General features: G+C 66.6%; 27 protein-coding genes. 12 read left to right on the top strand and 15 right to left on the bottom strand.

Annotation, left to right across the window (positions count from 1 at the left end; genetic code table 11):
* Window positions 1-175: 175 nt before the first annotated feature.
* Together EJ903_RS23370 and EJ903_RS23375 are read left to right on the top strand one after the other, a co-directional pair.
* On the top strand, window positions 176-1,228 hold the full coding sequence (locus tag EJ903_RS23370) for a glycosyltransferase family 2 protein (protein ID WP_126620007.1): 1,053 nt from the start codon (window positions 176-178) through the stop codon (window positions 1,226-1,228).
* Window positions 1,225-2,913: a glycosyltransferase family 39 protein gene (locus EJ903_RS23375; RefSeq protein ID WP_126620009.1), complete on the top strand. Its 1,689-nt coding sequence runs from the start codon at window positions 1,225-1,227 to the stop codon at window positions 2,911-2,913. The genes EJ903_RS23370 and EJ903_RS23375 overlap by 4 nt, the downstream gene beginning before the upstream one ends.
* A gap of 34 nt (window positions 2,914-2,947) precedes the next feature.
* Here EJ903_RS23375 and EJ903_RS23380 read toward each other — a convergent pair whose 3' ends face one another.
* The gene (locus tag EJ903_RS23380; protein ID WP_126620011.1) at window positions 2,948-3,364 is read right to left on the bottom strand and encodes a nuclear transport factor 2 family protein; all 417 of its coding nucleotides are present in this window, start codon (window positions 3,362-3,364) and stop codon (window positions 2,948-2,950) included.
* Between the two features lie 234 nt (window positions 3,365-3,598).
* Between EJ903_RS23380 and EJ903_RS23385 the strand changes: the two genes are divergently transcribed.
* Window positions 3,599-4,513, top strand: a complete 915-nt coding sequence (locus tag EJ903_RS23385) for a PhzF family phenazine biosynthesis protein (protein ID WP_158627995.1) — start codon at window positions 3,599-3,601, stop codon at window positions 4,511-4,513.
* Window positions 4,514-4,599: 86 nt separating this feature from the next.
* Here the strand turns inward: EJ903_RS23385 and EJ903_RS23390 are convergent, their stop codons facing one another.
* From EJ903_RS23390 to elbB, 3 genes are all read right to left on the bottom strand, one after another.
* A complete protein-coding gene (locus tag EJ903_RS23390) occupies window positions 4,600-5,607 on the bottom strand; it encodes a hypothetical protein (RefSeq protein ID WP_246015879.1) in 1,008 nt (335 codons plus the stop codon).
* A gap of 220 nt (window positions 5,608-5,827) precedes the next feature.
* Complete coding sequence (locus EJ903_RS23395; RefSeq protein WP_126620015.1) at window positions 5,828-6,052, bottom strand: hypothetical protein; 225 nt, start codon at window positions 6,050-6,052, stop codon at window positions 5,828-5,830.
* 207 nt (window positions 6,053-6,259) lie between these two features.
* The gene (gene elbB / locus EJ903_RS23400) at window positions 6,260-6,928 is read right to left on the bottom strand and encodes an isoprenoid biosynthesis glyoxalase ElbB (protein WP_126620017.1); all 669 of its coding nucleotides are present in this window, start codon (window positions 6,926-6,928) and stop codon (window positions 6,260-6,262) included.
* Between the two features lie 143 nt (window positions 6,929-7,071).
* Here elbB and EJ903_RS23405 point away from each other — a divergent pair, with 143 nt between their 5' ends.
* Complete coding sequence (locus EJ903_RS23405; RefSeq protein WP_126620019.1) at window positions 7,072-7,821, top strand: hypothetical protein; 750 nt, start codon at window positions 7,072-7,074, stop codon at window positions 7,819-7,821.
* A 10-nt stretch (window positions 7,822-7,831) separates the two neighbouring features.
* Here the strand turns inward: EJ903_RS23405 and EJ903_RS28070 are convergent, their stop codons facing one another.
* Window positions 7,832-9,361, bottom strand: a complete 1,530-nt coding sequence (locus EJ903_RS28070; protein WP_126620021.1) for a sensor histidine kinase — start codon at window positions 9,359-9,361, stop codon at window positions 7,832-7,834.
* Window positions 9,362-9,520: 159 nt separating this feature from the next.
* Here EJ903_RS28070 and EJ903_RS23415 point away from each other — a divergent pair, with 159 nt between their 5' ends.
* From EJ903_RS23415 to cysS, 4 genes are all read left to right on the top strand, one after another.
* A complete protein-coding gene (locus tag EJ903_RS23415) occupies window positions 9,521-10,297 on the top strand; it encodes a substrate-binding periplasmic protein (RefSeq protein WP_126620023.1) in 777 nt (258 codons plus the stop codon).
* Window positions 10,294-11,196 (top strand): transporter substrate-binding domain-containing protein, encoded by a 903-nt coding sequence (locus EJ903_RS23420; RefSeq protein WP_210211537.1) that lies wholly within the window; start codon window positions 10,294-10,296, stop codon window positions 11,194-11,196. Before EJ903_RS23415 ends, EJ903_RS23420 begins: the two co-directional genes overlap by 4 nt.
* Before the next feature lie 85 nt (window positions 11,197-11,281).
* Window positions 11,282-12,625, top strand: a complete 1,344-nt coding sequence (gene gltX / locus EJ903_RS23425) for a glutamate--tRNA ligase (protein ID WP_126620026.1) — start codon at window positions 11,282-11,284, stop codon at window positions 12,623-12,625.
* Window positions 12,626-12,660: 35 nt separating this feature from the next.
* The gene (gene cysS, locus EJ903_RS23430; RefSeq protein WP_126620028.1) at window positions 12,661-14,037 is read left to right on the top strand and encodes a cysteine--tRNA ligase; all 1,377 of its coding nucleotides are present in this window, start codon (window positions 12,661-12,663) and stop codon (window positions 14,035-14,037) included.
* Between the two features lie 143 nt (window positions 14,038-14,180).
* Here cysS and EJ903_RS23435 read toward each other — a convergent pair whose 3' ends face one another.
* From EJ903_RS23435 to EJ903_RS23445, 3 genes are all read right to left on the bottom strand, one after another.
* Window positions 14,181-14,387, bottom strand: coding sequence for a hypothetical protein (locus tag EJ903_RS23435; RefSeq protein WP_126620030.1), 207 nt, complete (start codon window positions 14,385-14,387; stop codon window positions 14,181-14,183).
* A gap of 39 nt (window positions 14,388-14,426) precedes the next feature.
* The gene (locus EJ903_RS23440; RefSeq protein ID WP_126620032.1) at window positions 14,427-15,356 is read right to left on the bottom strand and encodes an AEC family transporter; all 930 of its coding nucleotides are present in this window, start codon (window positions 15,354-15,356) and stop codon (window positions 14,427-14,429) included.
* 74 nt (window positions 15,357-15,430) lie between these two features.
* The gene (locus EJ903_RS23445) at window positions 15,431-16,108 is read right to left on the bottom strand and encodes an RraA family protein (protein ID WP_126620034.1); all 678 of its coding nucleotides are present in this window, start codon (window positions 16,106-16,108) and stop codon (window positions 15,431-15,433) included.
* Between the two features lie 652 nt (window positions 16,109-16,760).
* Between EJ903_RS23445 and ahcY the strand changes: the two genes are divergently transcribed.
* Window positions 16,761-18,062, top strand: a complete 1,302-nt coding sequence (gene ahcY, locus EJ903_RS23455) for an adenosylhomocysteinase (protein ID WP_126620038.1) — start codon at window positions 16,761-16,763, stop codon at window positions 18,060-18,062.
* Window positions 18,063-18,164: 102 nt separating this feature from the next.
* On the opposite strand, the gene EJ903_RS23460 is transcribed toward ahcY, so the two are convergent.
* From EJ903_RS23460 to groES, 5 genes are all read right to left on the bottom strand, one after another.
* Window positions 18,165-18,764, bottom strand: a complete 600-nt coding sequence (locus tag EJ903_RS23460) for a hypothetical protein (RefSeq protein ID WP_126620040.1) — start codon at window positions 18,762-18,764, stop codon at window positions 18,165-18,167.
* Between the two features lie 94 nt (window positions 18,765-18,858).
* On the bottom strand, window positions 18,859-19,776 hold the full coding sequence (locus EJ903_RS23465; RefSeq protein WP_126620042.1) for a DMT family transporter: 918 nt from the start codon (window positions 19,774-19,776) through the stop codon (window positions 18,859-18,861).
* 7 nt (window positions 19,777-19,783) lie between these two features.
* The gene (locus EJ903_RS23470; protein WP_126620044.1) at window positions 19,784-20,113 is read right to left on the bottom strand and encodes a hypothetical protein; all 330 of its coding nucleotides are present in this window, start codon (window positions 20,111-20,113) and stop codon (window positions 19,784-19,786) included.
* 260 nt (window positions 20,114-20,373) lie between these two features.
* On the bottom strand, window positions 20,374-22,020 hold the full coding sequence (gene groL / locus EJ903_RS23475; protein WP_126620046.1) for a chaperonin GroEL: 1,647 nt from the start codon (window positions 22,018-22,020) through the stop codon (window positions 20,374-20,376).
* A 51-nt stretch (window positions 22,021-22,071) separates the two neighbouring features.
* The gene (gene groES, locus EJ903_RS23480) at window positions 22,072-22,362 is read right to left on the bottom strand and encodes a co-chaperone GroES (protein ID WP_126620048.1); all 291 of its coding nucleotides are present in this window, start codon (window positions 22,360-22,362) and stop codon (window positions 22,072-22,074) included.
* Window positions 22,363-22,732: 370 nt separating this feature from the next.
* Here groES and EJ903_RS27085 point away from each other — a divergent pair, with 370 nt between their 5' ends.
* Complete coding sequence (locus EJ903_RS27085; protein WP_158627996.1) at window positions 22,733-22,885, top strand: hypothetical protein; 153 nt, start codon at window positions 22,733-22,735, stop codon at window positions 22,883-22,885.
* A gap of 133 nt (window positions 22,886-23,018) precedes the next feature.
* Entirely contained in the window at window positions 23,019-24,098 is a 1,080-nt protein-coding gene (locus EJ903_RS23485; RefSeq protein WP_246015881.1) for a COX15/CtaA family protein, read from the top strand.
* Window positions 24,099-24,139: 41 nt separating this feature from the next.
* Here the strand turns inward: EJ903_RS23485 and EJ903_RS23490 are convergent, their stop codons facing one another.
* Entirely contained in the window at window positions 24,140-24,856 is a 717-nt protein-coding gene (locus EJ903_RS23490; protein ID WP_246015883.1) for an SDR family oxidoreductase, read from the bottom strand.
* A gap of 111 nt (window positions 24,857-24,967) precedes the next feature.
* Here EJ903_RS23490 and EJ903_RS23495 point away from each other — a divergent pair, with 111 nt between their 5' ends.
* Entirely contained in the window at window positions 24,968-25,936 is a 969-nt protein-coding gene (locus EJ903_RS23495; protein ID WP_126620052.1) for a LysR substrate-binding domain-containing protein, read from the top strand.
* A 42-nt stretch (window positions 25,937-25,978) separates the two neighbouring features.
* On the opposite strand, the gene EJ903_RS23500 is transcribed toward EJ903_RS23495, so the two are convergent.
* Entirely contained in the window at window positions 25,979-26,716 is a 738-nt protein-coding gene (locus tag EJ903_RS23500) for a Crp/Fnr family transcriptional regulator (protein WP_246015885.1), read from the bottom strand.
* Window positions 26,717-26,881: the final 165 nt, after the last annotated feature.

Raw genomic sequence — 26,881 nt, forward strand, 5'->3', positions numbered from 1 at the left:
CCGCGTTCGCCCAAAGGCGCGCCAACCGGCGTTTTTTTGGGCATTTGCGCCAGAAAGAGGGCGTTTTGAAGAATCCTATGGAACGTGATATACGCCAAAGGGCGCAGTGGTCCGCCGGAACCACCGCCCGTTTCGCTTCGTTCCGGCGCGTGATGCACTGATACGACGGCTGGCCATGCCCATTTCCGACGCGCCCGTTGCGGCCACCCCGACCGCTGGCGGCGAACCGGCCCGCCGCTGCAACCGGCCGAGCCATCCCCGCCTGTCGGTGGTGATCCCCTTCTACAACGAAGGCCCCAACATCGCCGCCCTGTTCGCCCGGCTGGTTCCGGCGCTGGACGGGCTGGGGGTGGGGTGGGAGGTGGTGTGCGTCAACGACGGCAGCCGCGACGACACGCTCGACCGACTGCTGGACGTTCACGATGCCGATCCCCGGATCAAGGTCGTCGATCTGTCGCGCAATTTCGGCAAGGAGCTGGCGCTGTCCGCCGGGCTGTCCCACACCACCGGCGATGCCGTGGTCCCGATGGACGCCGATTTGCAGCACCCGCCCGAACTGCTGCCCGCCTTTCTCGACAAATGGCGCGAGGGGTACGACGTGGTTGTCGCCGTCCGCCACGCCCGCGTCGGGCAAAGCCTGAAACACCGGCTGTTCGCCCGTATGTTTTACTGGGTGTTCGACCATCTGTCCGAAATCAAGCTGCCGCGCGAGGTGGGCGACTTCCGCCTGATGGACCGCAAGGTGGTGGACGTCATCAACCGGATGCCGGAGCGCACGCGCTTCATGAAGGGCATCTTCGCCTGGGTCGGTTTCCGTCAGGCCGCGATCCCCTATCACCAGGGCGAACGCGCGGGCGGCGACACCAAATGGGGCTTCCTGAAGCTGCTGCGCCTGTCCTTCGACGGGTTGACCGCCTTTTCCACCTTTCCCCTGCGGGTGTGGAGTCTGGTCGGCATGGCGGTGTCGGGGGTGGCCTTCGTCTACATCCTGATCCGCCTGATCCGCACGCTGGTCCACGGCATCGACGTGCCCGGCTATGAATCGCTGCTGGTCGCCGTGCTGTTCCTGGGCGGCTTGCAGCTCATCACGCTGGGCATCATCGGCGATTATCTGGGCCGCGTCTTTGCCGAGGTGAAGGGCCGCCCGCTCTTCATCATCCGTTCGGCCCACGGCTTCACCCCGGAGGATGGCGTGGGCGAACCGCCGCGCCGGGGACGCGCGCCATGAATTACCATGTCCGGCTGCGCGGGGCGCTGACCGAGGCGGCGGAACCGCTCTCCCCCCGCGCGCCCCGGCGCGACGGCGCGCTGTGGGACGATCTGACCCGCGCGCTGCTGCTGGGCGTGCTGGTTCTGGCCGCGCTGACCTTCCTGTCCTATGGAATCAGCACGGACGAGGAGGTGCAGCACATCTACGGCAAGAAGCTGCTGTCCTATTACCTCAGCGGCTTTCAGGACCGTTCCGCCTTCCATTTCAAGGATCTCTACCTCTATGGCGGGTTGTTCGATCTGGTGACGGCGGTGCTCGTCCCGATCTCCCCCTTTGAAGAGTATGAGACGCGCCATCTGCTGTGTTCGCTGGTCGGCGTGCTGGGCATCGCCGGGACCTGGCGTTACACCCGCCTGCTGGCCGGGCCGCGCGCCGGTTTCATCGCGGCGGCCCTGCTGACGCTGAGCGGCGTCTATTACGGCGCGATGTTCAACAACACCAAGGATGTGCCCTTTGCGGCGGGCATGGTGTGGACGCTCTATTTCGCCACCCGCATCCTGATCCAACTGCCCAAGCCCAGCCGCAGCGCGGTGTTGAAATTCGGTCTGGTGCTGGGGCTGACGCTGGCGATCCGGGTGGGGGCGGTGCTGGCCGGATTCTATCTGGCCGTCGCCATGCTGCTGCATTTCGCCCTGGTCGCCCGGCAGGAGGGGATCCGCTGGGTGCTGCACGACACCCGTCTGTCCTTCGTCGCGCTGTTGCCCGCCATTCCCGTCGCCTACGCCATCATGGCCTTTTTCTGGCCCTGGGCGGTGCAAAAGCCGCTGAACCCGCTGGAGGCGTTGCAGGTCGTCTCGCATTTCCCCATCGACATCCAGACGCTGTTCATGGGGCAGATGGTCCATTCCAACGACCCGCCGATTCTCTATCTGCCGGTCTATCTGGCGGTGAAGCTGCCGGAAGCGGTGCTGGTCGGGGTGGCGGCGGCGCTGCTGCTGTCGGCCGTCTGGCTGCTGCGCGGCGGGCTGCGGCGGACGGGGGCCTTCACGGCGGTGCGTTATCTGCCGCTGGCGCTGTCGGCCTTTCTGCCGATCCTGCTGTTCATGCTGATGCGCCCGTCGGTCTACAACGGCATCCGTCATTTCCTGTTCCTGGTCCCGCCGATGGTGGTGATGGCGGCCATCGCCGCCGATCGGCTGTGGGCGATTTCGGAACGCGGCGGCCGCGCCTTCGGTCAATGGTTCGCCTCGGCGATGACCGTCATCGCCGTGGTCTACGCCTGGCAGCTCGGGACCATGCACCCGAACCAGTATGTCTATTACAACCAGTTCATCGGCGGCGTGCGCGGGGCCGACGGCCAATATGAGCTGGATTACTGGGGCAACTCCCTGCACGAAGCCTTGCAGGAGCTGATCGAGTTCGTGGAGCGCGAGAACGACGGCCACGCCCCGCCGCGCCAATACACGCTGACCGTCTGCGGCAACACGCTGGCGGTGCGGTTCGAGCTGCCGCCCTGGCTGAAGCTGGTCAACGGCATCGAACCGGATTGGCGCAAGGCCGATTTCTTCCTGGCCTTCACCCAGGTCAAGCGCTGTCCATCGCTGCTGGACGGCCACCCGATCTTTGAGATCGCGGCGGACGACGTGCCGCTGTCCATCGTCAAGGACCGCCGCCCACCCGCCGCCGCCATCCCGACGGAGTGAGCCGCCGCCCGGCGTTCCCGGCCCGCCTCACGCCTCAATGCAGGCGGGGCGGCGGGGCGTCGTCGTCGGGCCGCTCCACGCTGGCGCGCGGTTGGGCGATCGGGCCGGATTGGTGGTGCGCCAGCCGCCACGCCCCATCCTCGCGCACGAACAGGTTGCTGGCCGCCAGCACCGCCCCGCCCAGCAGCTCCTCGCACAGCACCAGCGCCGATTCGCCGTACAGCATCACCCGCTCGTTGCGCGGGCGGACGATCACGCCGTCGGGCGCTTGCAGCACGTCGCGCCAACTGGTCAGAACCGCCTCGCGCCCGATCAGCGCGCCCCAACCGGGATGCAGGCAGGACACCGGCAGCCGTTCGGCCCACAGCGCCGCCATCGCCGCGACGTCGCGGTTGGAAAAGGCCCGGTAAAAGGCCTGGTTGAGCGCCAGCAGGGTGTCGCGGTCGGTCATTCGGTGGCTCGGAAACGGGACGGAGAGGCCGGGGCGGACCGGCCTTATAGACCGTCGCGCCGCAAATGCAACAGAACGCGCGCGGTCGTGTCCAACGATCATCCCCCCAGACCCCGCATCAATCAACCTAATCCGACCCCGCAATTTTCCCCGTTTGCCAGCGCGTCGGCGTCGCCGCAGGATCGGACGCATCCTGTTTCCCCGGCCCCGCTTCCGAAACCAAAGGGTACGACCATGCGCAGCCTCAGCTTCATCACCGCCGACGTCTTCACCGACCGGATTTTTGGCGGCAACCCGCTGGCGGTCTTCCCCGATGGGCGTGGGGTGGACGACGCGACGATGCAGGCCATCGCGCAAGAGATGAACCTCAGCGAAACCGTCTTCGTCCTGCCGCCCGAACAGGCGGGGGAAACCCGGCGTCTGCGCATCTTCACCCCGGCGATGGAGCTGCCCTTTGCCGGGCACCCGACCGTCGGCACCGCCATCGTGCTGGCCCAGACCGGTGAACTCGACGGCCCCGGCCCCTGGGACATCGTGTTCGGTGAACGGGTCGGGCCGGTCCCGGTGCGCATCACCACCGCCAGCGCCGACGCGGCGATGACCGCCACCCTGTCGAGCGCGCGGCTGCCGACCGCGCTCGACACCGTGCGCGACCCGGCGATCCTCGCAGCGCTGCTCGGCCTGCCGGAGCGGGCGGTCAGCGGGGCGGCGCTGGATCCCGCCGCCTACAGCGCCGGGGTTCCCTTCACCATCGTGCCGGTCGCCTCGCGCGCCGCGCTGTCGGCCATCGCCTTCGACGTGGCGGTGTGGCGCGCCCATCTGGCCGAGCAACCGGCCCCGCACATCTACGCCATCGCGCCGGACGACGCGGACCCACAGACGATTCACGCCCGCATGTTCGCCCCGGCGATGGGCATCACCGAGGATCCCGCCACCGGCGGGGCGGCCACCGCGCTGGCGGGTTATCTGTTCGACCGCCAGCGCCCCACCGCCGACCGCACCGTCTGGACCCTTCTTCAGGGGGCCGACATGGGCCGCCCCAGCACCATCCACCTGACCGCCGACCAGTCGGACGGCCGTCTGTCGGCGGTCCATGTCGGCGGCGGCGCGGTGATCGTCAGCCGGGGCAGCTTCACCATCCCGGCGTAAGCCACCCCACACACAACGCGCACGGCCCGGCGGACCACCCCCATGGTCCACCGGGCCGCTGTCGTCGTTGCCGAACGGTCGGGTCGTCAGGCGGTGACGTTGACGCCCGCCGTCTTGGCGGTGCCGGACGACGTTGCGCTGGCCGCCGCCGTGCCGCCGTCGCTCTTGCCGTCGGTCAGCCCTTCGACCGGGACCGACAGGTCGAGCGTCATGTGGGTGACGCCGTTCTTGCTGGTGGTCGGCTTCAGCACCGCCAACCCCTTCATGCCATCGCCGCCCGCCTTGGCGGCCATGCCGTTCAGCTTGCCGAGGATCGACTTGATCTCGTCCTCGCTGAAGCCCTCGCCCCGCACGATGATGCCGGTCGATTTGCCGGTGGCGGTGGTGGTGGTGGATTCCATGCCGACGGACCCCGAACCGCTGCGGTCCAGCACGCCTTGCAGCCGCTGTTCGTCCTTGCGGAAATCCAGCGTCGATTTGGCGAAGGAGATCTGAACCTTGCGGTCGCCGTCCTGGATGGTCAGCTCCATGCCGTGCGACTCGATGGACCATTGCGAGCGGGCCGCCGTCATGTCGACGGCCATCTTGCTGAAATCCATGTTGGCCAGCTTGTCGTTCAGCGCGTTGCCAAAGCCGGACGTGGCGCTGTTGACCTCGTCCTCGGACATGCCAAGGGCACCCAGCACATCGCCAAGCCCCTGCTTCATCGTGTCGATGGCCTTGCCGAACAGGCCGGACAGCCCCTTGCCATGGTCCAGCGCATTCTGCAGCAACCCTTGCGCCTGCTGGGCGCGTTCCAGCGAGCCGCCGGTTGCCCCCGTGCCTCCGCCCGCCGCGCCCGCCGCCGCGCTCTTGGCCCCTTGGCCGGTCATGCTGTCCAGCAGCGATTCCATCGACTGGCTGATGGTGAAGGCGGGCGAACCGGTCTTGGCCGGGGTTGCCGCCTTGGCGTCGCCCGTCTTGGCCTCGGTCGCCTTGGGGTCGGCGTTTTTGCTGTCCGCCGCCTTGCGTGTGGTGTTGGTCGTGGTCGTCAGCGCGTTGGTCGTGCCGCTCGGACCACTCAGTTCCGAGTAATACATGGAAAGCCCCCGCATCGAATTGTGTCCCGTATGCGGAAGACTGAGACCGGCACCCTTTACCACACGTTAATTTAGAAAAATCTTTGCACGCTTTGGTGGCTAATGTTTCGAGAGCGAAGCGTTTGCCTCACGCGCTCGTCACCGTCGGTCACAGAGTGAGCATGGACGGGGATGGGGCGGGGATGGGGCGGGCGGGATTGTCTCTGGCTCCCGCCGCCCCAACCGGGCAAACAGATCAGCCGCGCGTCAGGCGGATGATGGTCGCGATCATGCCAAAGGACCACAGAACGGCGGGCAGAACGATCCAGGTCGGGTGGAACAGAATCGCCAGCGGCATGATGAGCAGCAGAACCAGCGCCGGGAAAACGACGAAGGGCGAATTGCCCCAATTGTCGATCAACCCGGACGGGTTCTCGTCCACTCCAAGAAAATCATCGGCGTAGGCAGCGTGATCCGTCATCTCATTCACCCAAATAAATTACGGTTATTCTCCGGCCCTGTCTTCTGACAGAGCATTCCCTGTTCCCGCACTGCAGCAGGACGCGTGTTTTTACGCCAAAGGGAATAGGATGACCAGCCTTGACCCGCGCTGATCTTGTCAGCGTCCGCTGCATGGCCGGTGGCGACGGGGGCCGACGGGGTTTTGCTTCCCCGTCGGCGGGTGGGATCAATCCACCAACTCGATCAATGCTTTGACCGTATTGTCCGCCCCTTGGGCGATCTCCGCCAAGCTGGAGTCCAGCATGTAGCAGGGGGAGGTCGCCACCTTCAGCCGCCGGTCCACCACCACCTCGCCCGCCGCCGTGACGCGGTGCTTGGCCCCCATCGACTCCAGCGCGGCGGCGGTCCCGGCCTCGTCGCCGATGGTCACTTCCACGCCCTCACCACCCAGCAGCCGGGCCAGGATGGCCGGGGCGATGCAGAGCGCGCCAATCGGCTTGCCCGCCGCGCGCATCGCCGCGACCGCCGCCGCCGCATCGGGGTTGACCGCGCAGTCGGCCCCCTTGAAGGCGAAATCGCACAGGTTCTTGGCCGCCCCGAAGCCGCCGGGGAAGATCAGGGCGTCCACCGCATCGGCGCTGAACGCACTCAGCGGCTGGATCTTGCCACGCGCGATGCGGGCGGCCTCCACCAGCACGTTGCGGCTTTCGCCGGTCTCCGCGCCGGTCAGATGGTTGATGACGTGGGCCTGCGGGATGTCGGGGGCGAAGCAGAGCGCCTGCGCCCCGGCCTTGCTGATCGCCAGCAGGGTGCAGACCGCCTCATGAATCTCCGCGCCGTCATAGACGCCGCAGCCCGCAAGCACGACGCCGATCCGCAAGACTTTGTCCGACATGGGTGTTTCCTCCGGTGCTGTCCGTTCGATGGGGGCAGGCTACCCGATGGCCCCACGCCCGGCAAACGCCCCGCAAATCGGATCGCCGGGTGGGATGGCGTGTGATACCCTCTCGCAACTCAATTTAAGCGGGATCGTCGCCCATGCTCCACCTCCGACTTTCACCCACCTGGACGTTGCTGTCCGTCGCCGCCCTGGCCCTGTCGGGCTGCGCCACCGCGCCCGACGCTGCCAAAACCGGTACGGCGTCTCCGCTCTCCGACACCGACCGCTACGTCCAGGCGGTGGAACGCTCGGCGGTGTATGAGGAGGCGAACGTCCGCCCGCTGCGCCCGCTGACCTACCCGATGGCGGCCCTGACCCTGACCAACAACCCATCCTGGGCGGTGGGGCAGGAGGGCAAGACCGTCACCCTGACCAACAGCTACGGCACCTGGGTGACGGTGGAACCGGAGGTCAAGGAGATCTGCAAGACCTACAAGGCCGGGGAGGTGATCCAGAAGCTTCACTATCTGCTCGGCCTGCAACCGGCGGTCCCGTCGGACAGCAACGCCAAATTCGTCCGCATCAGCATCGCCCCGCAATCCGTCGGCCCGACCGGCAACGGCGTCTTCCGCCCCTGCCCCGATCCCGACCCGACCAAGACCGCCTGCGCCAACACCATCAACGGCCCGCAGGCCTTCGTGTCCTGGTTCGCCAACCAGCAGGTGTTTTCCTACCGCAAGGGGCCGGACCTGAAGCAGACCGGCTACCCCTGGACCCGCCTGGGCTACACCTACAATTGGGATCCGCAGGCCAGCGACATTCGCGGGGCGCAGGAATACATCGTGCCCGGCGGCACCAAGGTGACGGTGGTGGAAATCGTCTCGCCACAGGAGTATTGCGCCCGCTGACCGGTCCCGGTCACGCCAACGGCTGATCCAACCGGCGGGGAAGGGTCAGCCGGAAGCAACTGCCCCGCCCGACCTCCGTGTCCACCGCGATGCGCCCGTTGAGCGTGCGGGCAAGCGCGTTGTGGACGAAATGCAGGCCGATGCCCGATCCGATCCGGCGGTCGGTGGTGAAGAACGGATCGAAGATGCGGGGCAGCGCGTCGGGATCGATGCCGCACCCGTCATCGGCCACCTCAAAGATGACCCGATCCGCTTCGGCGCGGGCCGTCAGGCGGACCGCCCCTCCCGCCCCGTCGGGATAGGCGTGGGTGGTGGCGTTGCGCAACAGCGCCGTCAGCACCTCCGCCAGCAGGGACGGGTAGCTGTCGATCACCGGCTCGCCGTTCTCCGCGCCGTCCTCCGCCCCGATCACCTCGGTGTGGATGGGGTGATGGGCAACCGCGCGCTCCGGAAAGGCGGCCAGCGCCATGTCGATCACGGCGGACAGCGGCACGGTGGAGCGGTCCTGCTCACCCGGATCGGCCGCCACCATCTTGAAGCTGCGGACCAGCCCGGCGGCGCGGTCGCAACTGTCCACCACATGGCCCGCCGTCTCGCGGGTGGCGGCCAGATAATCGCGCAACGCCTGCGCCCGCAGCTTGCCACCGGCCAACGTCGCCTCCATCGCGGCGGCCTGATCGACCAGAAAGCTGGCGGCCACCAGCGCGTTGCCGATGGGCGTGTTCATCTCGTGCGCCATGCCCGCCACCAGCCCGCCCAGCGCCGCCAGCTTTTCCGCCTGGATCAGGCTGTCCTGCGCGGCCTTCAGATGGCGCAACGCGTCCTCGGCGCGGTCGCGCTCCACCCGCAGGGCGTCGTTGGCCCGCCGCCGCTCCTCCTCCTCCTCGCCCAACCGGTGCAGCAGGCGGTTGTAGGCGGCCATGATGTCGCCGATCTCGTCCCGCGTCGCCACCGGAACCGGTTGCCGCAAATTGGGGTCCTCCGCCCGCCGGATGGCGCGGACGAAGCGGGTCAGCGGGCGGCCAATCGCCACCGCGTGCGCCACCGCCGCGCCCACCGACAGCGCCACGATCAACGCCGCGACCAGGCTGGCGTCCGACATCAACCGTTCGCGCACCGTGCGATGGATTTGCCGGTCGTTGTAGGCGATGAACAGCCGCCCGATGTAGGCGGCATCCCCCGCCACCGGCGACAGGATGGGGGTGGTGATCGTCCAATGCCCGTCCCCCGCCGCCAGCGCCCCACCTTCGGCGATCACCGTGTTGAAATTGTCGGTGACGCGCACGCCGCTGACGTTCGGGTTGACCAGGATGGCGTCGACGATGCTCTGCGTGTTGTCGCTGCGGTAATTCCACAGGGGCAGCGCCAGCGCCACACCCTCCGTCGCCGCGACGTTCATCATCTCCTGGCCAAGTTGCCGCTGCAAATCCTGGGCGTTCAAATAGGTGGACAGCCCCGACGCCGCCACCGAACAGAGGACAACGATGGGCACGACCAGAACCAGGAACTTCATCAGCAGGCTGCGTGAGCGTGGCAACATCGTTCCGTTCGTTCCGCCCTGGCCGAATGCTGCGCTGCACTGCGTCTTGACAGCCCGCGTGTCTCACGCGTGAATATCCAATGGTCTTATCACGGTTCCGTCGGGTTGCAACATCCCAATGGACCAGTCGCGTTCAGACAAGAGCATAGGGACAAAAGCATGAGGCAACACGCGGCCCGCCGTCTGGGTCTGGCGGCGCTTTTCGCTCTGTTGGCCGGGTCGGCGCAGGCCGCCTGTTCGATGACCGTTGCCTGGGAATCCTACGGCAAATACAGCAGCCGCGCCGCCGACGGGGCGTTGGTCGGCATCGACATCGACCTGATGCGCGAGGTTGGCAAACGCATCGGCTGCGCCATCGCCTTCCGCGAAATGCCGTTCAAGCGCGTGTTGATCGAGATGGAAAACGGCACCGTGGACGCCTCCACCAGCGTCAAGCCAACACCCGATCGTCTGGCCTACGCCCATTTCTCCGCCCCTTACTATCACCAGCCGATGACGCTGTTCGTCAAAAAGGGCAGTGCCGGGCGTTACACCCTGAAATCCCTGGCCGACGCGGAGGCGGCGAAGTTCCGCATCGGTGTCATCGGCGGCTACTATTACGGCGACGAGTTCGAAGGGCTGCGCGCCAAACCCAGCTTTGCCGCGCTGGTGGAGGAGGCGACGGACTACGCCACCAACATCCGCAAGCTGGTGGACAACCGGGTGCAAGGCATCATGGGCGATTCCGAACCCGTGGTGCTGGAGGAGGCGCGCAAGGCCGGATTCGACGGGCAGATCGAGCTGTACCCGATCGCCCTGCCCAACCCCGGCCTTCACCTGATGTTCGCCCGCAAGACCGTGCCCGCCGACCGTGTGGCCGCCATCGACGCCGCGCTGGCCACGATGAAGGCCGACGGCACGCTGGCCGCGATCATGGCGCGCTACGGTGACTCATGACCCTGCGCGGATCGCCCCCTCCGCAACGCCGCCCGATGGCCGGACCGCAAGCGCGAGCCGCTGGCTGGCGCGCGCTGTGGTGCGCGACCGCCGTTGTGGTGCTGGCGGTCGTGGCGGCGACCGCGTGGCCGGTCCCGGCGCAGGCGGGGGCGGTGCTGGACCGCGTCCTGCAACGCGGGCGGCTGATGGTCTCCGTCGATCCCAGCTACCCGCCGCTGTCCTTCACCAACGGCGAAGGGACGCTGGTCGGCTTCGACGTCGATGTCGGGCGGAAGATCGCCGAACGGCTGGGGGTGGAGGTTGGCTTTGAAACGCCCGACTGGTCGGCGGTGCTGTCGGGCCGCTGGCAAGGGCGGTGGGACCTGTCGGTCGGGTCGATGACGCCGACGCTGGAGCGCCAGCAGAAGCTTGATTTCCCCGCGATCTATTACAGCGTCCCCGCCGCCCTGGTCGTCCACGCCGGCAACCGGACGATCCGCAGCGCCGCCGACGCGTCGGGCAAGAAAATCGGCGTGTCGGAATATTCGACCTACGAAAGCTACCTCACCCAAACCCTGGCGATCAGCGTTCCCAACACCCCGCCCTTCACCTTTCAGATTCGGGACGCCCGGATCGCCCGTTTTCCTGACGAATCCACCGCGCTGAAAGCGTTGGCGACGGGCGACGGGCGGCTCGACGCCGCTTTGATGGCCTTGCCCCCCGCGCTCGCCGGAATCCGCGACGGTTTGCCGCTGCGGGTCGCCGCCCAGCCGGTCTTCGTCGAACCGCTGGCCGTGGCCATCGAAAAGGGCGATCAGGAGTTTGGCAAGCGCGTTGCCCAGGCGGTGGAAAGCCTGCACGCGGACGGCACCCTGTCCCGCCTGTCCACCCAATGGTTCGGCACCGACTTCAGCCATTGAGGCCACGCCCACGCTTTCGAAGCGTGGCACACCGTGCTAGGACAGGGGCGAATTCCCGATCCTGCCCAACGAGTCGAACCGCCCCATGTCCACCGCCGTCCGTTTTGCCCCCAGCCCGACCGGCCGCATCCATGTTGGCAACGTGCGCCAGGCGCTCGTCAACTGGCTGTTCGCGCGCAAGACCGGCGGCAGCTTCCTGTTCCGCCTGGACGACACCGACGAGGAGCGCTCGACCCAAGAGTTCGCCGACGGCATCGCCCGCGATCTGACGTGGCTGGGCCTGACCTGGGATCGTTTCGCCCGCGAAAGCGACCGCTACCCGCGTTACGACGAGGTGGCCGAGGCGCTGAAGGCCAGCGGGCGGCTGTACCCCTGCTACGAAACGCCCGAACAGCTCAACCTGAAGCGCGCCAGCCTGGTGTCGCAGGGCCGCCCGCCGATCTACGACCGCGCCGCCCTGCGCCTGACCGACGCGGAGCGCGCGCAGTTGGAGCGCGACGGCCACAAGCCGCATTGGCGCTTCAAACTGCTGCCGACGGCGGTGGAATGGACCGATCTGGTGCGCGGCCCGGTGCATTTCGAAGGATCGCTGCTGAGCGACCCGGTGCTGATCCGCGAGGATGGCCGCCCGCTCTACACCCTGACCAGCGTGGTGGACGACATCGATTTCGCCATCACCCACATCATCCGGGGCGAGGACCACGTCGCCAACACCGCCGTGCAGATCCAGATCTTCGAGGCGATCGGCGGGACCGTCCCCCAGTTCGCCCATCTGCCGCTGCTGACCGACGCCGGCGGCGGCGGCCTGTCCAAGCGGTTGGGCAGCCTGTCCATCGACAGCCTGCGCGACGATGACGGGATCGAGCCGATGGCGGTGAACAGCCTGCTGGCCAAGCTCGGCACCTCCGACCCCATCGAGGCGCGCCGGACCCTGGACGAGCTGGTGGCCGATTTCGACCTGGGCAAGATCGCCCGCAGCACGCCGAAATTCGACCCGGAAGAGCTGACCCGCCTGAACGCCCGCATCCTGCACCTGACCCCCTTCGCCGAGGTGGCCGAACGCTTGGCCGCTCTGGGCCTGGACGGGGTGGACGCCGCCTTCTGGGACGCGGTGCGCCCGAACCTGACCCGGATCGAGGACGCCCGCGACTGGTGGAGCGTCACCCACGCCCCGGTCGAACCGGTGGTCGAGGACGCCGATTTCCTGCGCGCCGCCGCCGAGCTGCTGCCCGCCGAACCGTGGGATCTCACCACCTGGGGGGCCTGGACCAACGCGGTGAAGGGGGCCACCGGCCGCAAGGGCAAGGACCTGTTCCTGCCGCTGCGCCGCGCCGTCACGGGCCGCGACCATGGACCGGAATTGAAGAACCTGCTACCCCTGATCGGTCGGGCGCGCGCGTTGCGCCGCCTGAACGGCGAAACCGCCTGATCCCTTCACCATCCTTTTGACAGGAGCGCAAGACCGTGCCGTTGGACCTCTACAACACGCTGACTCGCCGCAAGGAGCGCTTCGAGCCGCTTCGCCCGGACCATGTCGGCCTGTATGTCTGTGGTCCCACGGTCTATGACACCGCCCACATCGGCAACGCCCGCCCGGTGGTGGTGTTCGACACCCTGTATCGGCTGCTGACCCGGCTCTACCCGTCCGTCACCTACGTCCGCAACATCACCGACGTGGACGACAAGATCATCGACCGCTCGCGCGACAGCGGCGAACCGATCGAGGCGCTGACCCAGCGGACGACCGACCTGTTCCACGCCGACATGGGCGCGCTGAACGCCCTGCGCCCGACCATCGAGCCGCGCGCCACCCACCACATCACCCACATGATCGCGTTGATCGAAACGCTGATCGGGCGCGGCAACGCCTACGCCGCCGAAGGGCATGTGCTGTTTTCGGTGCCGTCGATGCCCAGCTACGGCCAGTTGTCGCGCCGCTCGCTCGACGACATGATCGCCGGGGCGCGGGTGGAGGTGGCCCCCTACAAGCGCGACCCGTCCGACTTCGTCCTGTGGAAGCCCAGCGCCGACGATCAACCGGGCTGGGACAGCCCGTGGGGCCGGGGCCGTCCGGGCTGGCACATCGAATGCTCGGCCATGGCCAAGGAGCATCTGGGCGTCACCTTCGACATCCATGGCGGCGGCCTGGACCTGATTTTCCCGCACCACGAGAACGAGATTGCGCAGAGCCGCTGCGCCCATGGCACCGACCATCTGGCCCGCTATTGGGTGCACAACGGCTTCGTGACGGTCGAAGGCGAGAAGATGTCGAAATCCCTCGGCAACTTCTTCACCGTTCATGATCTGCTGGACGAGTTCCCCGGCGAGGCCATCCGCCTGACGCTGCTGTCGGCCCATTACCGCCAGCCGCTGGACTTCACCCGCGACGGCATCCGCCAGTCCAAGGCGACGCTGGACCGCTGGTATCAGGCCCTGCGCGGTGGGCCGCTCGCCCAATCCGCCGACGTACCGTTCGACGTGCTGGCCGCGTTGGAGGACGACCTCAACACCCCGCTCGCCATCAGCCATCTGCACGAGTTGGCGGGGGCGGTGAACAAGGCGGCGACCGACGCCGACCGGGCGGCGGCCAAGGGGGCCTTGCTCGCCGCCGGGGCGCAGCTTGGCCTGTTGCAGAAGGATCCCGAGGCGTGGTTCCGCTGGTCCCCGACCGGCAGCGGCCAAGGCCTGAGCGACGCGGCCATCGACCAGTTGATCGCCGACCGCAAGGCCGCCCGCGCCGCGCGCAACTTCGCCGAGGCCGACCGCATCCGCAAGGAGTTGGCCGACCAGGGCGTGGTTCTGGAAGACGGCCCGCAGGGGACGAGCTGGAAGCGGGCCTGAACGGAATCCAGGACTGCAAGCCGGAACCGCAGGCCCGCAACCCTTCCGTGAAGAGTGCGTGATCCCCTCTTGGCGCGGTGGGGGAATGGGGCAACATTTGGGGTGGGTGCGCCGGGGCCGCAATCCCCGACACACCCGCCCGATCAGCGGTTCAGGTCATCAAGGAACGCCTTGACGACCTGCAACAGCAGGATCAGGAGAGCAAGGATCTCTTTCATCCTCTGCACCTCCTCCCAAAATGATGGCCCAATGTACGGCGGCGGTGGCTGCCCATCCGCCACCGCGTCCGCCGCGTCAACAAAGTACAACCCTACATTGGTGTGTAACGCGCCCATTTCGCGCGCCATCATCAGGCGAGTCGCATCAGCGCATCCAGAGCGTGTTCCGACTCACCCCATCACCGCCCAATAGGCCAGGGAGATCGACAGCGGCGACAGCAGGCTGGAGATCAGCAGCGACATCGACACCAGTTCCTTGCCCGACTGGTAGCGCTCGGCCACGCCATAGACGTTGATGCCGATGGGCAGCGCCGCCGCCGTCACGGCGGGGGCCAGCCATTCGGGCGGCAGGTGGAACACCTTGACTGCCAACACCCAGGTCAGGGCCGGGTGCAAACCCACCTTCATCAGAGCCATCACGGTGGCCGGCACCAGTCGTCCGGTCAACGGGCTGTAGGCCAGGGCAGTCCCCAGCGTGAAACAGGCGCAGGGCAGCACGGTCCCGCCGATCAGCGTCGCCGCCTTCATCACCGCGTCGGGGACCGGCAGACGCAAGGCGTTGGCCGCCAAACCCAACGCCATCGCCACGATCATCGGGCTGAGCAGCGTCGCCTTGATCGCGTTCAGCGAGGTCTGAAGCGGTCGCCCGCCCTTGCTGCGCTGGCTTTCGGCGATGACGGTCACGGTGGTGAACAGCAAGGGCGACTGGAACAGGATCAGCAGCATCAACGGCAGCGCCACACCCGACCCATAGGCGTCCATCAGAATCGGCGCGCCCAACAGGCCGATGCTGGAAAAGGAAGTGGCAAAACCGACAATCGCCATCTCATCGCGGCGTCCGGCCAGCCAACGCCAGCCGGACCCCAGACCGAACACCAGAAAGGCGGCGATGAAGAAGGAGCCAACGAACCCCCATTCGACCGGATCGGGAATCGTCGTTTTCGCCATGGCGGAAAACAACAGCCCCGGCAGCGCATACAGGCCCAGAAAGCGGGAAATGCCCTGCGACAGCGCGTTGCTGAAATTGCCAAACCGGCCGGCGTAAAAGCCGACCAGAATGAGCAGGAACATCGGCAACACGATCTGGACAATCAGCGTCATGACGGCTCGCACCCGAAGCCGCGCGGCTCACAACGTCCGCGACCGGTCGATGGTGGTTGGACGACGTCCCGACGTCAGCGGGCACCGGGGGTGAGGATCAGTTCCGGCTCAGGAAGCCCCAGAACATCAACCAGCGTCCGCCCGGACTCCAACTGTTCCGACAGATACTGCTCATGCGCCAGCAGCGCCATGCAGCGTTCCAGCACCTCGTCGGCCACCGCCAGCGGCACGACGGTGATGCCATCGTCGTCGCCGATGATGAGATCACCCGGGTTGACCGCGATGCCGCCAACCGCCGCCGTCACGTCCATCTTGCCGCCGAACGCCTTGTGCGGCCCGCGTGGGACCGCACCGCGCGAAAAGACCGGAAAGCCGATCTGACGGATGTCGGCCAGATCGCGCACCGATCCGTCGATGATCAGACCGCCCACCCCGCGCGACCGGCAGCTCCGCGCCACCCATTCACCGGCCATCGCCACATCGTCCAGGCCACCGCCCGCGACCACCACCACCTCGCCCGGCCGGGCGATGCTGCAGGCGGTCAGCAGCATGCTGTTGTCGCCGGGCATCGGCACAACGGTGCGCGCCTGCCCGCAAATCCGCATGCCGGGCGCGCAGGGCTTGATGCTGGCATCCATGCTCTGGCAGCGGTTCTGCGTGTCCGACGCGATGCTGCTGGGCACCTTGCGCCACTGCTCCAGAACCTCAACCGAAAGGTGAGGAAATTCGACGTGATAGCGTTGAAGTGCCATGGAACAGCCTCACTCCTTCGTGGTCGGACAAGTCTGGGGCGCAACACAGGCCGCGCGCCTGTCCGTTGGAACGGCCGCCTGCGGATTGAAAAAGCAGATAAAATCATCGGTGCCGGGCGTGAACCGACAACCAAAACACCGAAAGTGGAAGACATTCGCAATCAAGCGCCATCAAAGCATCACATCGCTCACCACGAAATTGTCCTTCAGTGTCTGATGCGTTGCGAAACACAACCATGGATTTTTACGCCCAGCGGCCAACCTTTTGCGTCCACATGCGCAAGTAGGTTGACAAACTGTAAATGATGACACGATCAAACATCAACTGGATTATCCTACAGATATCAAGGCGTGCATCAAGTCAGGGATAGCCTTTAGATTGTTGATTCTCTGATCCGCGATTTTGACCTTGCGCCTTACCCGCCGCGATCAAGGATAGCGTGCCTTGTTTTGAATTGACGCTCTTATAGATTGTATCTTGCGTGATCGCCGTCCCCCTTCCCCGGCGCGCGGGAGGGAGTCGACGCCATCTGTTGCAGATATAAAGATATCTTTATGCTTGCAGCATTTCACAAGCGCTGCTACACCCTGACGCCATGCAGGCGTGGCCCATCCGGCCCGCCGGACCATCCCCGCGCTCAGGAGACGCCCCATGGCCGCCGCCGCCTTCACCGACTACAAGGTCAAAGACATCAGCCTCGCGGCCTGGGGCCGCAAGGAAATCGCCATCGCCGAAACCGAAATGCCGGGCCTGATGGCGCTGCGCGCGGAGTTCGGGGAGTCCAAGCCGCTGAAGGGCGCGCGGATCGTCGGCTGCCTGCACATGACCATCCAGACCGCCGTCCTGATCGAAACGCTGACCGCGCTGGGTGCGACCGTCCGCTGGTCGTCCTGCAACATCTTCTCGACCCAGGATCAGGCCGCCGCCGCCATCGCCGCCGCTGGCATCCCGGTCTTCGCCTGGAAGGGCGAGACGGAGGAAGAGTTCTGGGAGTGCATCGAGGCCACGCTGCGCGGCCCGGATGGCTGGACCCCGAACATGATCCTGGACGATGGCGGCGACGTCACCCAGATCATGCACGACAAGTATCCGGAGATGCTGGACGACGTGCGCGGCCTGTCGGAAGAGACCACGACCGGCGTCCACCGTCTGTACGAGATGATGAAGAAGGGCACGCTGAAGGTTCCCGCCATCAACGTGAACGACAGCGTCACCAAGTCGAAGTTCGACAACCTGTATGGCTGCCGTGAATCGCTGGTCGACGGTATCAAGCGCGCCACCGACGTGATGATGGCGGGCAAGGTCGCCGTGGTCGCCGGGTACGGCGACGTGGGCAAGGGGTCGGCCGCCTCGCTGCGCAGCCAGGGTGCGCGCGTCATGGTGACGGAGATCGATCCGATCAACGCGCTCCAGGCCGCGATGGAAGGCTATCAGGTCGTGACGATGGACGAAGCCGCCCCGCTGGGCGACATCTTCGTCACCGCCACCGGCAACGTGGACGTCATCACGCTGGAGCACATGCGCCAGATGAAGGACCGCGCCATCGTCTGCAACATCGGCCACTTCGACAGCGAAATCCAGATCGACTCCCTGCGCAATTACAAGTGGGAAGAGGTCAAGCCGCAGGTTGACGAGGTCGTGTTCCCCGACGGCAAGCGTCTGATCGTTCTGGCCCAGGGCCGTCTGGTCAATCTGGGCTGCGCCACCGGCCACCCCAGCTTCGTGATGAGCGCCAGCTTCACCAATCAGGTGCTGGCCCAGATCGAGCTGTGGACCAACGCCGCCGCCTACGAGCGCAAGGTCTACGTCCTGCCCAAGCATCTCGACGAAAAGGTCGCCCGCCTGCATCTGGAGAAAATCGGGGCCAAGCTGACCACCCTGACCGAAAAGCAGGCCGCCTACATCAGCGTGCCGACCGAAGGCCCGTACAAGCCGGACCACTACCGCTACTAAAAACAGCGGTCTTGGATTGAAAAAGGGCCGTCCCGGTGGGGCGGCCCTTTTTCGTTGCGCGGCTTTTGACGGGGTGCGGCCCTGGCCGGTCCGCGCGCCGGATCAGCGCCGGATCATCGGGGCCAGATCCTTGCGGATGCCCGCGTCCAGCCGGGCGTTCAGATCCTCGATCATCCGTCGGGTGATGTCGAGATAGGTGGCCTCGCGGTCGGCCAGCGCGATGTTTTCCGGCACGGTGGTGGAATAGGTGACGGTGGCCCGCGTCATGCCGCGAAAGGCCCCGGCGCTGTAGTCGGGCATGTCGCCCGCCACCTCGACCTCCAGCCGCCCGTCGTAACGCTGGGCCTGATCGTTGGTGAAATAGCCCTTCACCCCCTGGGTCTTGGGCAAGGGGACCTCGATGATGCTGGCGTCCTTGATGGTGACGCGCACCCGCCCGGCCCCGCCCGCCGCCTGCAGCCGTTCCGACGCCCAGCGCCGCACCGCCTCCGCCGGGGGAACCGCCGACCGCTCCTCCACATGGGTGCCGCCGCCGGGCCGATGGGCGTTGACCAGATCGACGCCCCCGGCGCTGAAGCGGATCGGGCCGAAGTTCGAAAAATCAATCGGGCGCGGGGCCGGGCGCGGCGGCGCGCTCTGGCAGGCGGACAGCCCCAGAACGGCAACGGCGGCAACGGCGAACAGGGAACGGCGGGAGGGCATGACGGCTCCGAATGGGAACGGACAGGATTGGCCGCTTATATAAGCGGCCAAGCCGTTGCGCGCACCCCATCCCCAGCGGTCCGCCCGCGAAATATCACCCCCGCCGCCGGGTCGCCAGCGCGATTCCCGTGGCGATCAGGGCGATGCCGACGCCGTGGTACAGGTGCGGCTGTTCGCCCAGGAACAGCACGGCCAGCAGGCTGCCGAAAACCGGAACCAGATGGATGGCCAGACCGGCGGTGTTGGCCCCGACCAGCTCGACCACCCGGTTGAAACAGAGATACGCGACGATGGACGGGAACAGCGCGACATAGCCGACCGCCAGCGCGGTCAGGGCCGTCGGTTCCACCGCGCGCACGGTCGCGGTTTCCCACAGATAGAAGGGCAGCAGCTCCACCGCGCCGATGGCGAAGGTGGCCACGACAAAACTCAAGCCATGCACCGCCGGTTTGCGGCGCAGGCAGGTGGTGTAGGCGGCGTAGATCACGATGGCCACCAGCATCCACACGTCGCCCGCGTTGAGTTTCAGCCCGAACAGCACCGCCGGGTCGCCGTGCGAAATCAGGGTGGTGGCCCCCACCAGCGACACGACGATGCCCAGCCCTTGGGCCGGTCGCACGCGGTCGTGAAACAGCAGCCAGCTCATCAGCACAATCAGCACCGGCATGGAGGATTGCAGCATGACGGTGTTGAGCGCCGTGGTGGAGTTCAGCGCGATGTACTGAAAGGTGTTGAACAGGCCGATGCCCAGCGTGCCCAGCAGCAGCACGTCCTTCCACCCCGCCAGCAGCGGGCGCAGATCGTGGCGCAGATGCTTCCAGGCAAAGGGCAGGATGATGAGCGTGCCCAGGGTCCAGCGCCAGAAGGCCAGACCGATGGGCGGGACCGCCCCGGCCACCGCCCGGCCCATGACCGCGTTGCCCGCCCAGAACAGGGGCGGCAGCATCATCAACAGCCACGCCTGATCGATCAGGCGGCGGTTTTTGGCTGGAGCAGCGCGGTCATCGGCCATGGCGGTCTCAGCTGCGGCGGCGCGGGGAGGCGAAGGCCGCCGACGCGGCGGCGACCGCCGAGGAACCGGTGTCGTCGCTGCGGAACACGCTGGCGCGGCTTTCGCGGCGCGGCGGACGCGGGGAATCCTCGCGGCCCTCGCGTTCGGCCTTTGGCGGCTGGCGGAGTTCGGCGTCGAGTTCGGCGATGCGCTTGACCAGGGCCTCGCGAATGGCGGGGGCGGCGTGAGCCTTCAGCGTCGCAAGCTGCTCCTTGAGCTGCGCAACCTGCCGCTGCTTCTGCTCGCGGGTGCGCTTGATGGCGACGTTGTCGGAATGCTGGCCCTCGAAGGAGCGCATGGAAAAGCCTCGTTGTAAGAAGAAAGCAAACGATCCGCCCCGGCCCGGATGAACGGCCTTCGGCGGGAGCGCGGATTATTGGAAGCGACCGGCGGCAAAGCAAGCCTGACTTCGCCTTGACATTGCGGAAATCGGGCGCAAGCCCGCCGGATCAAGCGGACAGCGCCATCATGGCGCAGATCGTGACGTGGAAAGGGCGTCCCTCTTGCGAGGGACGCCCTTTCCGAACCAAAGCGTTGGATCGCCCTGGGACTTCTGAATTAGAAGCCCATGTCGTCCATGCCGCCCATGCCGCCCGGCATGCCGCCGCCCGGAGCAGCCTTCTTCTCCGGCTTCTCGGCGATCATGGCCTCGGTGGTGATGAGCAGACCGGCGATGGAGGCCGCATCCTGCAGAGCGGTGCGGACGACCTTCACCGGGTCGATGATGCCAGCGGCGACCAGATCGGTGAACTCACCCTTCTGGGCGTCGTAGCCGAAGTTGGTGTCGGTCTGGTCGAGCAGCTTGCCGACCACGATCGAACCGTCGGTGCCCGCGTTGTAGGCGATCTGACGGACCGGGGCCTGGAGGGCGCGGCGGATGATGTCGATGCCGACGCGCTGTTCGTCGTTGGCCGGGGTCAGCTTGTCGAGCGCCTTGGAAGCGTACAGCAGCGCGGTGCCACCACCGGCAACCACACCCTCTTCCACGGCGGCGCGGGTGGCGTGCATCGCGTCGTCAACGCGATCCTTGCGCTCCTTCACCTCGACCTCGGTCGCACCGCCGACGCGGATGACGGCGACGCCACCGGCCAGCTTGGCCAGACGCTCCTGCAGCTTCTCGCGGTCGTAGTCCGAGGTGGTTTCCTCGACCTGCGCGCGGATCTGGCCGCAACGGGCTTCGATGTCGGCCTTGTCGCCAGCGCCGTCAACAATGGTGGTGTTCTCCTTGGAGATCACGACCTTCTTGGCGGTGCCCAGCATGTCGAGGGTGACGTTCTCGAGCTTGATGCCGAGGTCTTCGGAGATGACCTGACCACCGGTGAGGATGGCCATGTCCTCCAGCATCGCCTTGCGGCGGTCGCCGAAGCCCGGGGCCTTGACGGCGGCGATCTTCAGGCCACCGCGCAGCTTGTTGACCACCAGGGTGGCCAGCGCCTCGCCTTCGATGTCCTCAGCGATGATGAGCAGCGGACGCGAGGACTGGACGACGGCTTCCAGAACCGGCAGCAGCGGCTGCAGGCCCGACAGCTTCTTCTCGTGCAGCAGGATGAAGGGGTTTTCGAGGTCCGCAACCATCTTGTCGGCGTTGGTCACGAAGTACGGCGACAGGTAGCCGCGATCGAACTGCATGCCTTCGACGACGTCCAGCTCGGTGTCCAGGCTCTTGGCCTCTTCCACCGTGATGACGCCCTCGTTGCCGACCTTCTCCATCGCCTTGGCGATCATCGAGCCGATTTCGGCTTCGCCGTTGGCGGAGATGGTGCCGACCTGGGCGATCTCGTCGTTGGTCGTGACCTTCTTGGCGCGGGCCTGGATGTCGGCGACGACGGTGGCGACGGCCAGATCGATGCCGCGCTTCAGGTCCATCGGGTTCAGACCGGCGGCGACCTTGGTCACGCCTTCGCGGACGATGGCCTGGGCCAGAACGGTCGCGGTGGTGGTGCCGTCACCGGCCAGATCGTTGGTCTTCGAGGCGACCTCGCGGACCATCTGGGCGCCCATGTTCTCGAACTTGTCGGCCAGTTCGATTTCCTTGGCGACCGACACACCGTCCTTGGTGATGCGGGGAGCGCCGAAGGACTTTTCGATCACGACGTTGCGGCCCTTGGGGCCGAGCGTGACCTTGACCGCGTCGGCCAGGATGTCGACGCCACGCAGCAGCTTTTCGCGCGCGGAGGGGCCGAACTTAACTTCTTTGGCAGCCATGTCTCAATTCCTCTGAGTATCGAATGTCGAAACGAAGATGGGCGAAGGAAATCAGCCTTCGATCACGCCCATGATGTCGGATTCCTTCATGATGAGGAAATCCTGACCTTCGATCTTCACTTCGGTGCCCGACCACTTCCCGAACAGGATGCGGTCGCCGGCCTTGACGTCCAGCGCGACAACTTTGCCCGACTCGTCACGAGCGCCGGGGCCGACGGCGATGATCTCGCCTTCCTGCGGCTTTTCCTTGGCCGTGTCGGGGATGATGATCCCGCCCTTGGTCTTGGTATCGGACTCCAGACGCTTGACGACAACGCGGTCGTGGAGCGGACGGAACTTCATGGAATGCCTCCTTGGATAAGGCTGGGTCGTGATCTGTTTGGTCCGGGGAGTGAGTGTTAGCACTCACCCCCGGTGAGTGCCAGACAGCTAATCGAAGCCGATGGGGGATTCAAGGGGCTTGCCGCCGATTTTTGCGCAACCGCTGCGGGATTTTTGGTCACATCCGGCCAATGCGCTGATTTTTCAACGTTTATCACCGATATCATCACCATCCGCCCCTTCGCTGTCCGAAAAAAATTCACGGATCCGCCGCCTTTTCGATGCCCCCTGTGACTCGCGTCACAGCGAAGACCGACTCATTTTCATAAAATTTTACCCAATTCATCCACTCCAGGCGCACCGCCGAGGCACACCGATGGGAGACGACGACATGGCCAGCCTTGCCAAACAGAATGTGGACCGCCGGGAACGCGACTTGTGGCTGGCGGAAGCGTTGCTGGAGTTCACCACCATCGCCGGGCTGTTCGCCCTGCTGTTCGCGCTGTTCATCCTGATCGGCGCGGTGCAGGAAACGCCGATGTGACCAGCCGGACAGCGCCCAACCGCACCAACACCATCGGAATCGAAACCATCCGTTCCGCGCGCAGTGTTTGACGCCAACGGATCGGCGGGCCACAGTGGCGAACACCCGACCAGTTTCGTCAGGAATGCCGCCCGTGACCGCCTTCACCGCCGACCGCCACAGCCCCGCGACCGCCTTTGACCGGCGCGCCAACCGCCCCATCGCCCTCTGGCTGCTGGTCTGCGCCGCGATGGTTCTGGCGATGGCGGTGATCGGGGCGATCACCCGCCTGACCGAATCGGGTCTGTCGATGGTGGAATGGAAGCCGCTGATCGGCATCCTGCCGCCGCTGTCCGACGCCGAATGGCAGCGCGTGTTCGATCTGTACAAGGGCACGCCGGAATTCCGCATCTTCAACAACCGGATGGATCTGGCCGGGTTCCAGGAAATCTTCTGGTGGGAGTGGTTTCATCGGCTCTGGGGCCAGATGATCGGCTTTGTCTTCCTGATCCCCTTCCTGCGTTTCTGGAGTCAGGGGCGGATCGCGCCGGATCTGTGGCCGAAACTGGCCGGGCTGTTCCTGCTGGGTGGTTTGCAGGGGGGAATCGGCTGGTTCATGGTGAAAAGCGGGCTGGTCGATCAGCCCAACGTCAGCCATTACCGGCTGGCCCTGCATCTGGGGACGGCGATCCTGATTTACGCGCTGTTGCTGCGCACGGCGCTGGGGCTGCTCGATCCGCTGCCGCTGGCCGGGTGGCGGCCCGAATCGGCGGGCTTGCGCCGTCACGCCCGTTGGGCGTTGGGGCTGGTCGCCGTGACCATCGTCTGGGGGGCCTTCGTCGCCGGGTCGCGCGCCGGTTACGCCTACAACACCTTCCCGCTGATGGAAGGCCACCTGATTCCGCCGGAAATCGCCAACCTGACGCCCTGGTGGCACAACCCGTTTGAAAACACCGCCGCCATCCAGTTGATCCACCGTGGCCTTGCCCTGGCGAGCGGGCTGGTGATCCTGGCCTTGACCGTCCGCACGCTCGCCGCCCGCCTGCCCGGCCGCGCCGGTCAGGCCGCCCACGCGGCGGGTGGGCTGGTGCTGGTGCAGATCGGCCTTGGCATCGCCACGCTGCTGACCGTGGTGTGGATTCCGGTGGCCGCCGCCCACCAGGCCGGGGCGATTCTCGTCGTCTCCGCCCTGGTCTGGCTGCTGCACGAGCTGCGCCCGATTCGCCGCGCGTAAGGATGCGGCGAATCGGCGAGGCTCCCATCCGGTTGAGCGGTTCAGGTTGAACGGGTGATCCCGCCATCGACGCGGATGTTCTGCCCGGTGATGTAGGCCCCGCCCGGCGAGGCGAGAAAGGCCACCGTCGCCGCCACCTCCGCGCTTTTGCCATAGCGCTGCAACGGGATGCGCTGCCGCCGCTCCTCGGTTTCCGGCAGGCTGTCGATGAAGCCGGGCAGCACGTTGTTCATCCGCACATTGTCGGCGGCGTGCTGGTCGGCGAACAGCTTGGTGAAGGACGCCAACCCGGCCCGGAACACGGCGGAGGTCGGGAACAGCGGGTCGGGTTCAACGGCGGCGTAGCTGGAAATGTTGATGATCGCCCCGTCCTTCTGCGCGGCCATGATCGGCGCGACCAGCCGGGTCGGGCGGATGACGTTCAGCAGATAGACCTCCATCCCGACCACCCAATCCTCGTCGCTCAGCCCCAGGACCGGGCCGCGCGGGCCATGCCCGGCGCTGTTGACCAGGACGTCGATGCGGCCCCAGCGCTCCAGCGCGCCATCGACCAGCCGTTGCAGATCGTCGGTGGAGCGGTTGGAGCCGGTGACGCCGAAGCCGCCCAGTTCGCCCGCCAGCGCCTCCCCCTTGCCTGAGGAGGACAGGATGGCGACGCGGAAGCCGTCGGCCGCCAGCCGCCGCGCCGCGTCCGCCCCCATGCCGCTGCCCCCGGCGGTGATGAGCGCCACCTTGTCGGTCCGAATGTCCGTCGTCATGTCAGGCCCTTTCCCACTGCGGATTGCCGATGCGATGGTGTCATGCTACGGCGGATGCGCCGCCGCGCTCCAGACAGGCTTTCTTCTTTCTTTCAGTAGAAAATCTACAGGATGCCCGCACCGCCACCCGACCCGACCGCCGCCCCGACTCCGCTGCCGCCGCTCAACGCGCTGCGCGCCTTCGACATGGCCGCGCGTCATTCGAACTTCCGCCTGGCCGCCGAGGCGCTGGGAGTGACGCAGAGCGCGGTGGCCCAGCAGGTCCGCCATCTCGAAGCCCTGTTGGGCCTACGCCTGTTCGAACGGCGCGGCGGCGGGCTGGTGCTGACCGGGGCGGGGCGGACCTACGCCGGGCAGTTGCGCCGCGCCTTCGACCTGATGGTTGACGCCACGGCCAGCCTGCGCCCGGCCCCGCTGCGGCTGACCATCAGCGTGACGCCGACCTTTGCCTCCAAATGGCTGATTCCCCGCCTGCCCACCCTGACCGCCGCCCATCCCGATTTGGATTTGCGCGTGCTGGCCGCCGAGTCGCTGTCCAACTTCCAGACCGACGGGGTGGACATCGCCGTGCGCCAAGGCCGCCCGCCCTTCGGGCCGGGGCTGGTCGCCGACGCGCTGTTCGATCAGGAGCTGGTGACGGTGTGCAGCCCGGCCTGTTTCGCCGCTCTGGGCGATGGCCTCCCCGCCCCGCAAGCGTCCGGCCCGCTGCCGCCCACCGCCCTGGCCCGCGCGGTTCTGCTGCACGACGCGCACAACCAGTGGCCGGAGTTCCTCGCCGCCGTCCTGCCGGACGCCCCCACGCCGACCGCGCGCGGCATCCGCTTCAGCCACAGCGCGCTCGCCATCGACGCCGCGCTGGCCGGGCAAGGGGTGGCGCTGGTCAGCCGCTGTCTGGTGGATCGGGATTTGGCCGACGGGCGTCTGGTCCGCCCCTTCGCCGGGACGTTGACCGGCCCCTTGGGCTTCCACATCGTCAGCCCGCGCAAGCCGCGCCACCCGGAACCAACACAACGGGTCCGCCGCTGGCTGCTCAACCAAAGGCCACTGCTCAGCCAACGGTCAGCGGACACCGACGCGTAAGGATGCGCGCGCGGGGTCAGACGCGGGGCAAACGGGGAAGGGTCAGCCGCCCTCGGCCAGATCATACATGGCGTCGAGATCGGCGATCAGGACCTTGTTGCCTTCCTGGAGCGAGATGACGCCGCCGGTCTTCAACTGGGTGAAGGTCCGGCTGACGGTCTCGGTGGTCAGGCCCAGATAATCGGCGATGTCGGCCCGGCTCATCGGCACGAAGACCGGGTTTTCCTTGTGCCCGCGCCGCGCGGCGCGCTGCGACAGCATCAGCAGGAAGGAGCAGATCTTTTCCTTGGCCGTCTTGCGGCCCAGCAACAGCATCTGGTCCTGCGCCGCCGCCAACTCGTTCGACGCCATGGAGAACAGGCGGCGCTGCATCTTGGGAAACTCGTCCATCAGCGCGTCGATCTTCTTGCGCGGGAAGCGGCAGAGCGAGGCGCTGGTGACGGATTCGGCGGTGTAGGCGTAGCTTTCGTTGACCGACAGGCCCAGGAAATCGCCCGTCACCAGAAAGCCGGTGATCTGGCGGCGGCCATCGGGCAACAGCTTGTAGAGCTTCACCGTGCCCGACGTGACGTTGTAGAGCGAATCGGCGGTGTCGCCCTCGCTGAACAGGGTGTGACCGGCATCGACCCGCACGGTTTGCAGGATGTCGGCCAGACGCCGCACCTCTTCAGGGTCCAGCGCGGCGCAGACCGTTAAGCTGCGAACCGGGCAGGCCCCGCAGGGATTCATCTCCGTCGAAGCGCTCTTGTCACGAGCGCGGCCCATGTCGAAAGGTGGCATGGCGAAACCCAGCCCAAAACCGTGCGTTGGGCCATATTGGTGGCAATCGTTGGGAATCGCAACCGTGCCGACGCACCCCCCCAGGGCTATCGCATTTGGCCGAGGATGGCTCTGGCGTATTCGTCGGACCAACCTGCCCGCTTTCGCCTGGCTCGGATTGAGTCG

Origin of the sequence: Azospirillum griseum (assembly GCF_003966125.1) — a bacterium.
Lineage (GTDB): Bacteria > Pseudomonadota > Alphaproteobacteria > Azospirillales > Azospirillaceae > Azospirillum > Azospirillum griseum.

Excerpts from the sequence above, each read along its gene's own strand:
- EJ903_RS23370 (WP_126620007.1), top strand. The coding sequence starts at position 176 with ATGCCCATTTCCGACGCGCCCGTTGCGGCCACCCCGACCGCTGGCGGC.
- EJ903_RS23375 (WP_126620009.1), top strand. The coding sequence starts at position 1,225 with ATGAATTACCATGTCCGGCTGCGCGGGGCGCTGACCGAGGCGGCGGAA.
- EJ903_RS23380 (WP_126620011.1), bottom strand. The coding sequence starts at position 3,364 with ATGACCGACCGCGACACCCTGCTGGCGCTCAACCAGGCCTTTTACCGG.
- EJ903_RS23385 (WP_158627995.1), top strand. The coding sequence starts at position 3,599 with ATGCGCAGCCTCAGCTTCATCACCGCCGACGTCTTCACCGACCGGATT.
- EJ903_RS23390 (WP_246015879.1), bottom strand. The coding sequence starts at position 5,607 with ATGCGGGGGCTTTCCATGTATTACTCGGAACTGAGTGGTCCGAGCGGC.
- EJ903_RS23395 (WP_126620015.1), bottom strand. The coding sequence starts at position 6,052 with ATGACGGATCACGCTGCCTACGCCGATGATTTTCTTGGAGTGGACGAG.
- elbB (WP_126620017.1), bottom strand. The coding sequence starts at position 6,928 with ATGTCGGACAAAGTCTTGCGGATCGGCGTCGTGCTTGCGGGCTGCGGC.
- EJ903_RS23405 (WP_126620019.1), top strand. The coding sequence starts at position 7,072 with ATGCTCCACCTCCGACTTTCACCCACCTGGACGTTGCTGTCCGTCGCC.
- EJ903_RS28070 (WP_126620021.1), bottom strand. The coding sequence starts at position 9,361 with ATGTTGCCACGCTCACGCAGCCTGCTGATGAAGTTCCTGGTTCTGGTC.
- EJ903_RS23415 (WP_126620023.1), top strand. The coding sequence starts at position 9,521 with ATGAGGCAACACGCGGCCCGCCGTCTGGGTCTGGCGGCGCTTTTCGCT.
- EJ903_RS23420 (WP_210211537.1), top strand. The coding sequence starts at position 10,294 with ATGACCCTGCGCGGATCGCCCCCTCCGCAACGCCGCCCGATGGCCGGA.
- gltX (WP_126620026.1), top strand. The coding sequence starts at position 11,282 with ATGTCCACCGCCGTCCGTTTTGCCCCCAGCCCGACCGGCCGCATCCAT.
- EJ903_RS23435 (WP_126620030.1), bottom strand. The coding sequence starts at position 14,387 with ATGATGGCGCGCGAAATGGGCGCGTTACACACCAATGTAGGGTTGTAC.
- EJ903_RS23440 (WP_126620032.1), bottom strand. The coding sequence starts at position 15,356 with ATGACGCTGATTGTCCAGATCGTGTTGCCGATGTTCCTGCTCATTCTG.
- EJ903_RS23445 (WP_126620034.1), bottom strand. The coding sequence starts at position 16,108 with ATGGCACTTCAACGCTATCACGTCGAATTTCCTCACCTTTCGGTTGAG.
- ahcY (WP_126620038.1), top strand. The coding sequence starts at position 16,761 with ATGGCCGCCGCCGCCTTCACCGACTACAAGGTCAAAGACATCAGCCTC.
- EJ903_RS23460 (WP_126620040.1), bottom strand. The coding sequence starts at position 18,764 with ATGCCCTCCCGCCGTTCCCTGTTCGCCGTTGCCGCCGTTGCCGTTCTG.
- EJ903_RS23465 (WP_126620042.1), bottom strand. The coding sequence starts at position 19,776 with ATGGCCGATGACCGCGCTGCTCCAGCCAAAAACCGCCGCCTGATCGAT.
- EJ903_RS23470 (WP_126620044.1), bottom strand. The coding sequence starts at position 20,113 with ATGCGCTCCTTCGAGGGCCAGCATTCCGACAACGTCGCCATCAAGCGC.
- groL (WP_126620046.1), bottom strand. The coding sequence starts at position 22,020 with ATGGCTGCCAAAGAAGTTAAGTTCGGCCCCTCCGCGCGCGAAAAGCTG.
- groES (WP_126620048.1), bottom strand. The coding sequence starts at position 22,362 with ATGAAGTTCCGTCCGCTCCACGACCGCGTTGTCGTCAAGCGTCTGGAG.
- EJ903_RS27085 (WP_158627996.1), top strand. The coding sequence starts at position 22,733 with ATGGCCAGCCTTGCCAAACAGAATGTGGACCGCCGGGAACGCGACTTG.
- EJ903_RS23490 (WP_246015883.1), bottom strand. The coding sequence starts at position 24,856 with ATGACGACGGACATTCGGACCGACAAGGTGGCGCTCATCACCGCCGGG.
- EJ903_RS23495 (WP_126620052.1), top strand. The coding sequence starts at position 24,968 with ATGCCCGCACCGCCACCCGACCCGACCGCCGCCCCGACTCCGCTGCCG.
- EJ903_RS23500 (WP_246015885.1), bottom strand. The coding sequence starts at position 26,716 with ATGCCACCTTTCGACATGGGCCGCGCTCGTGACAAGAGCGCTTCGACG.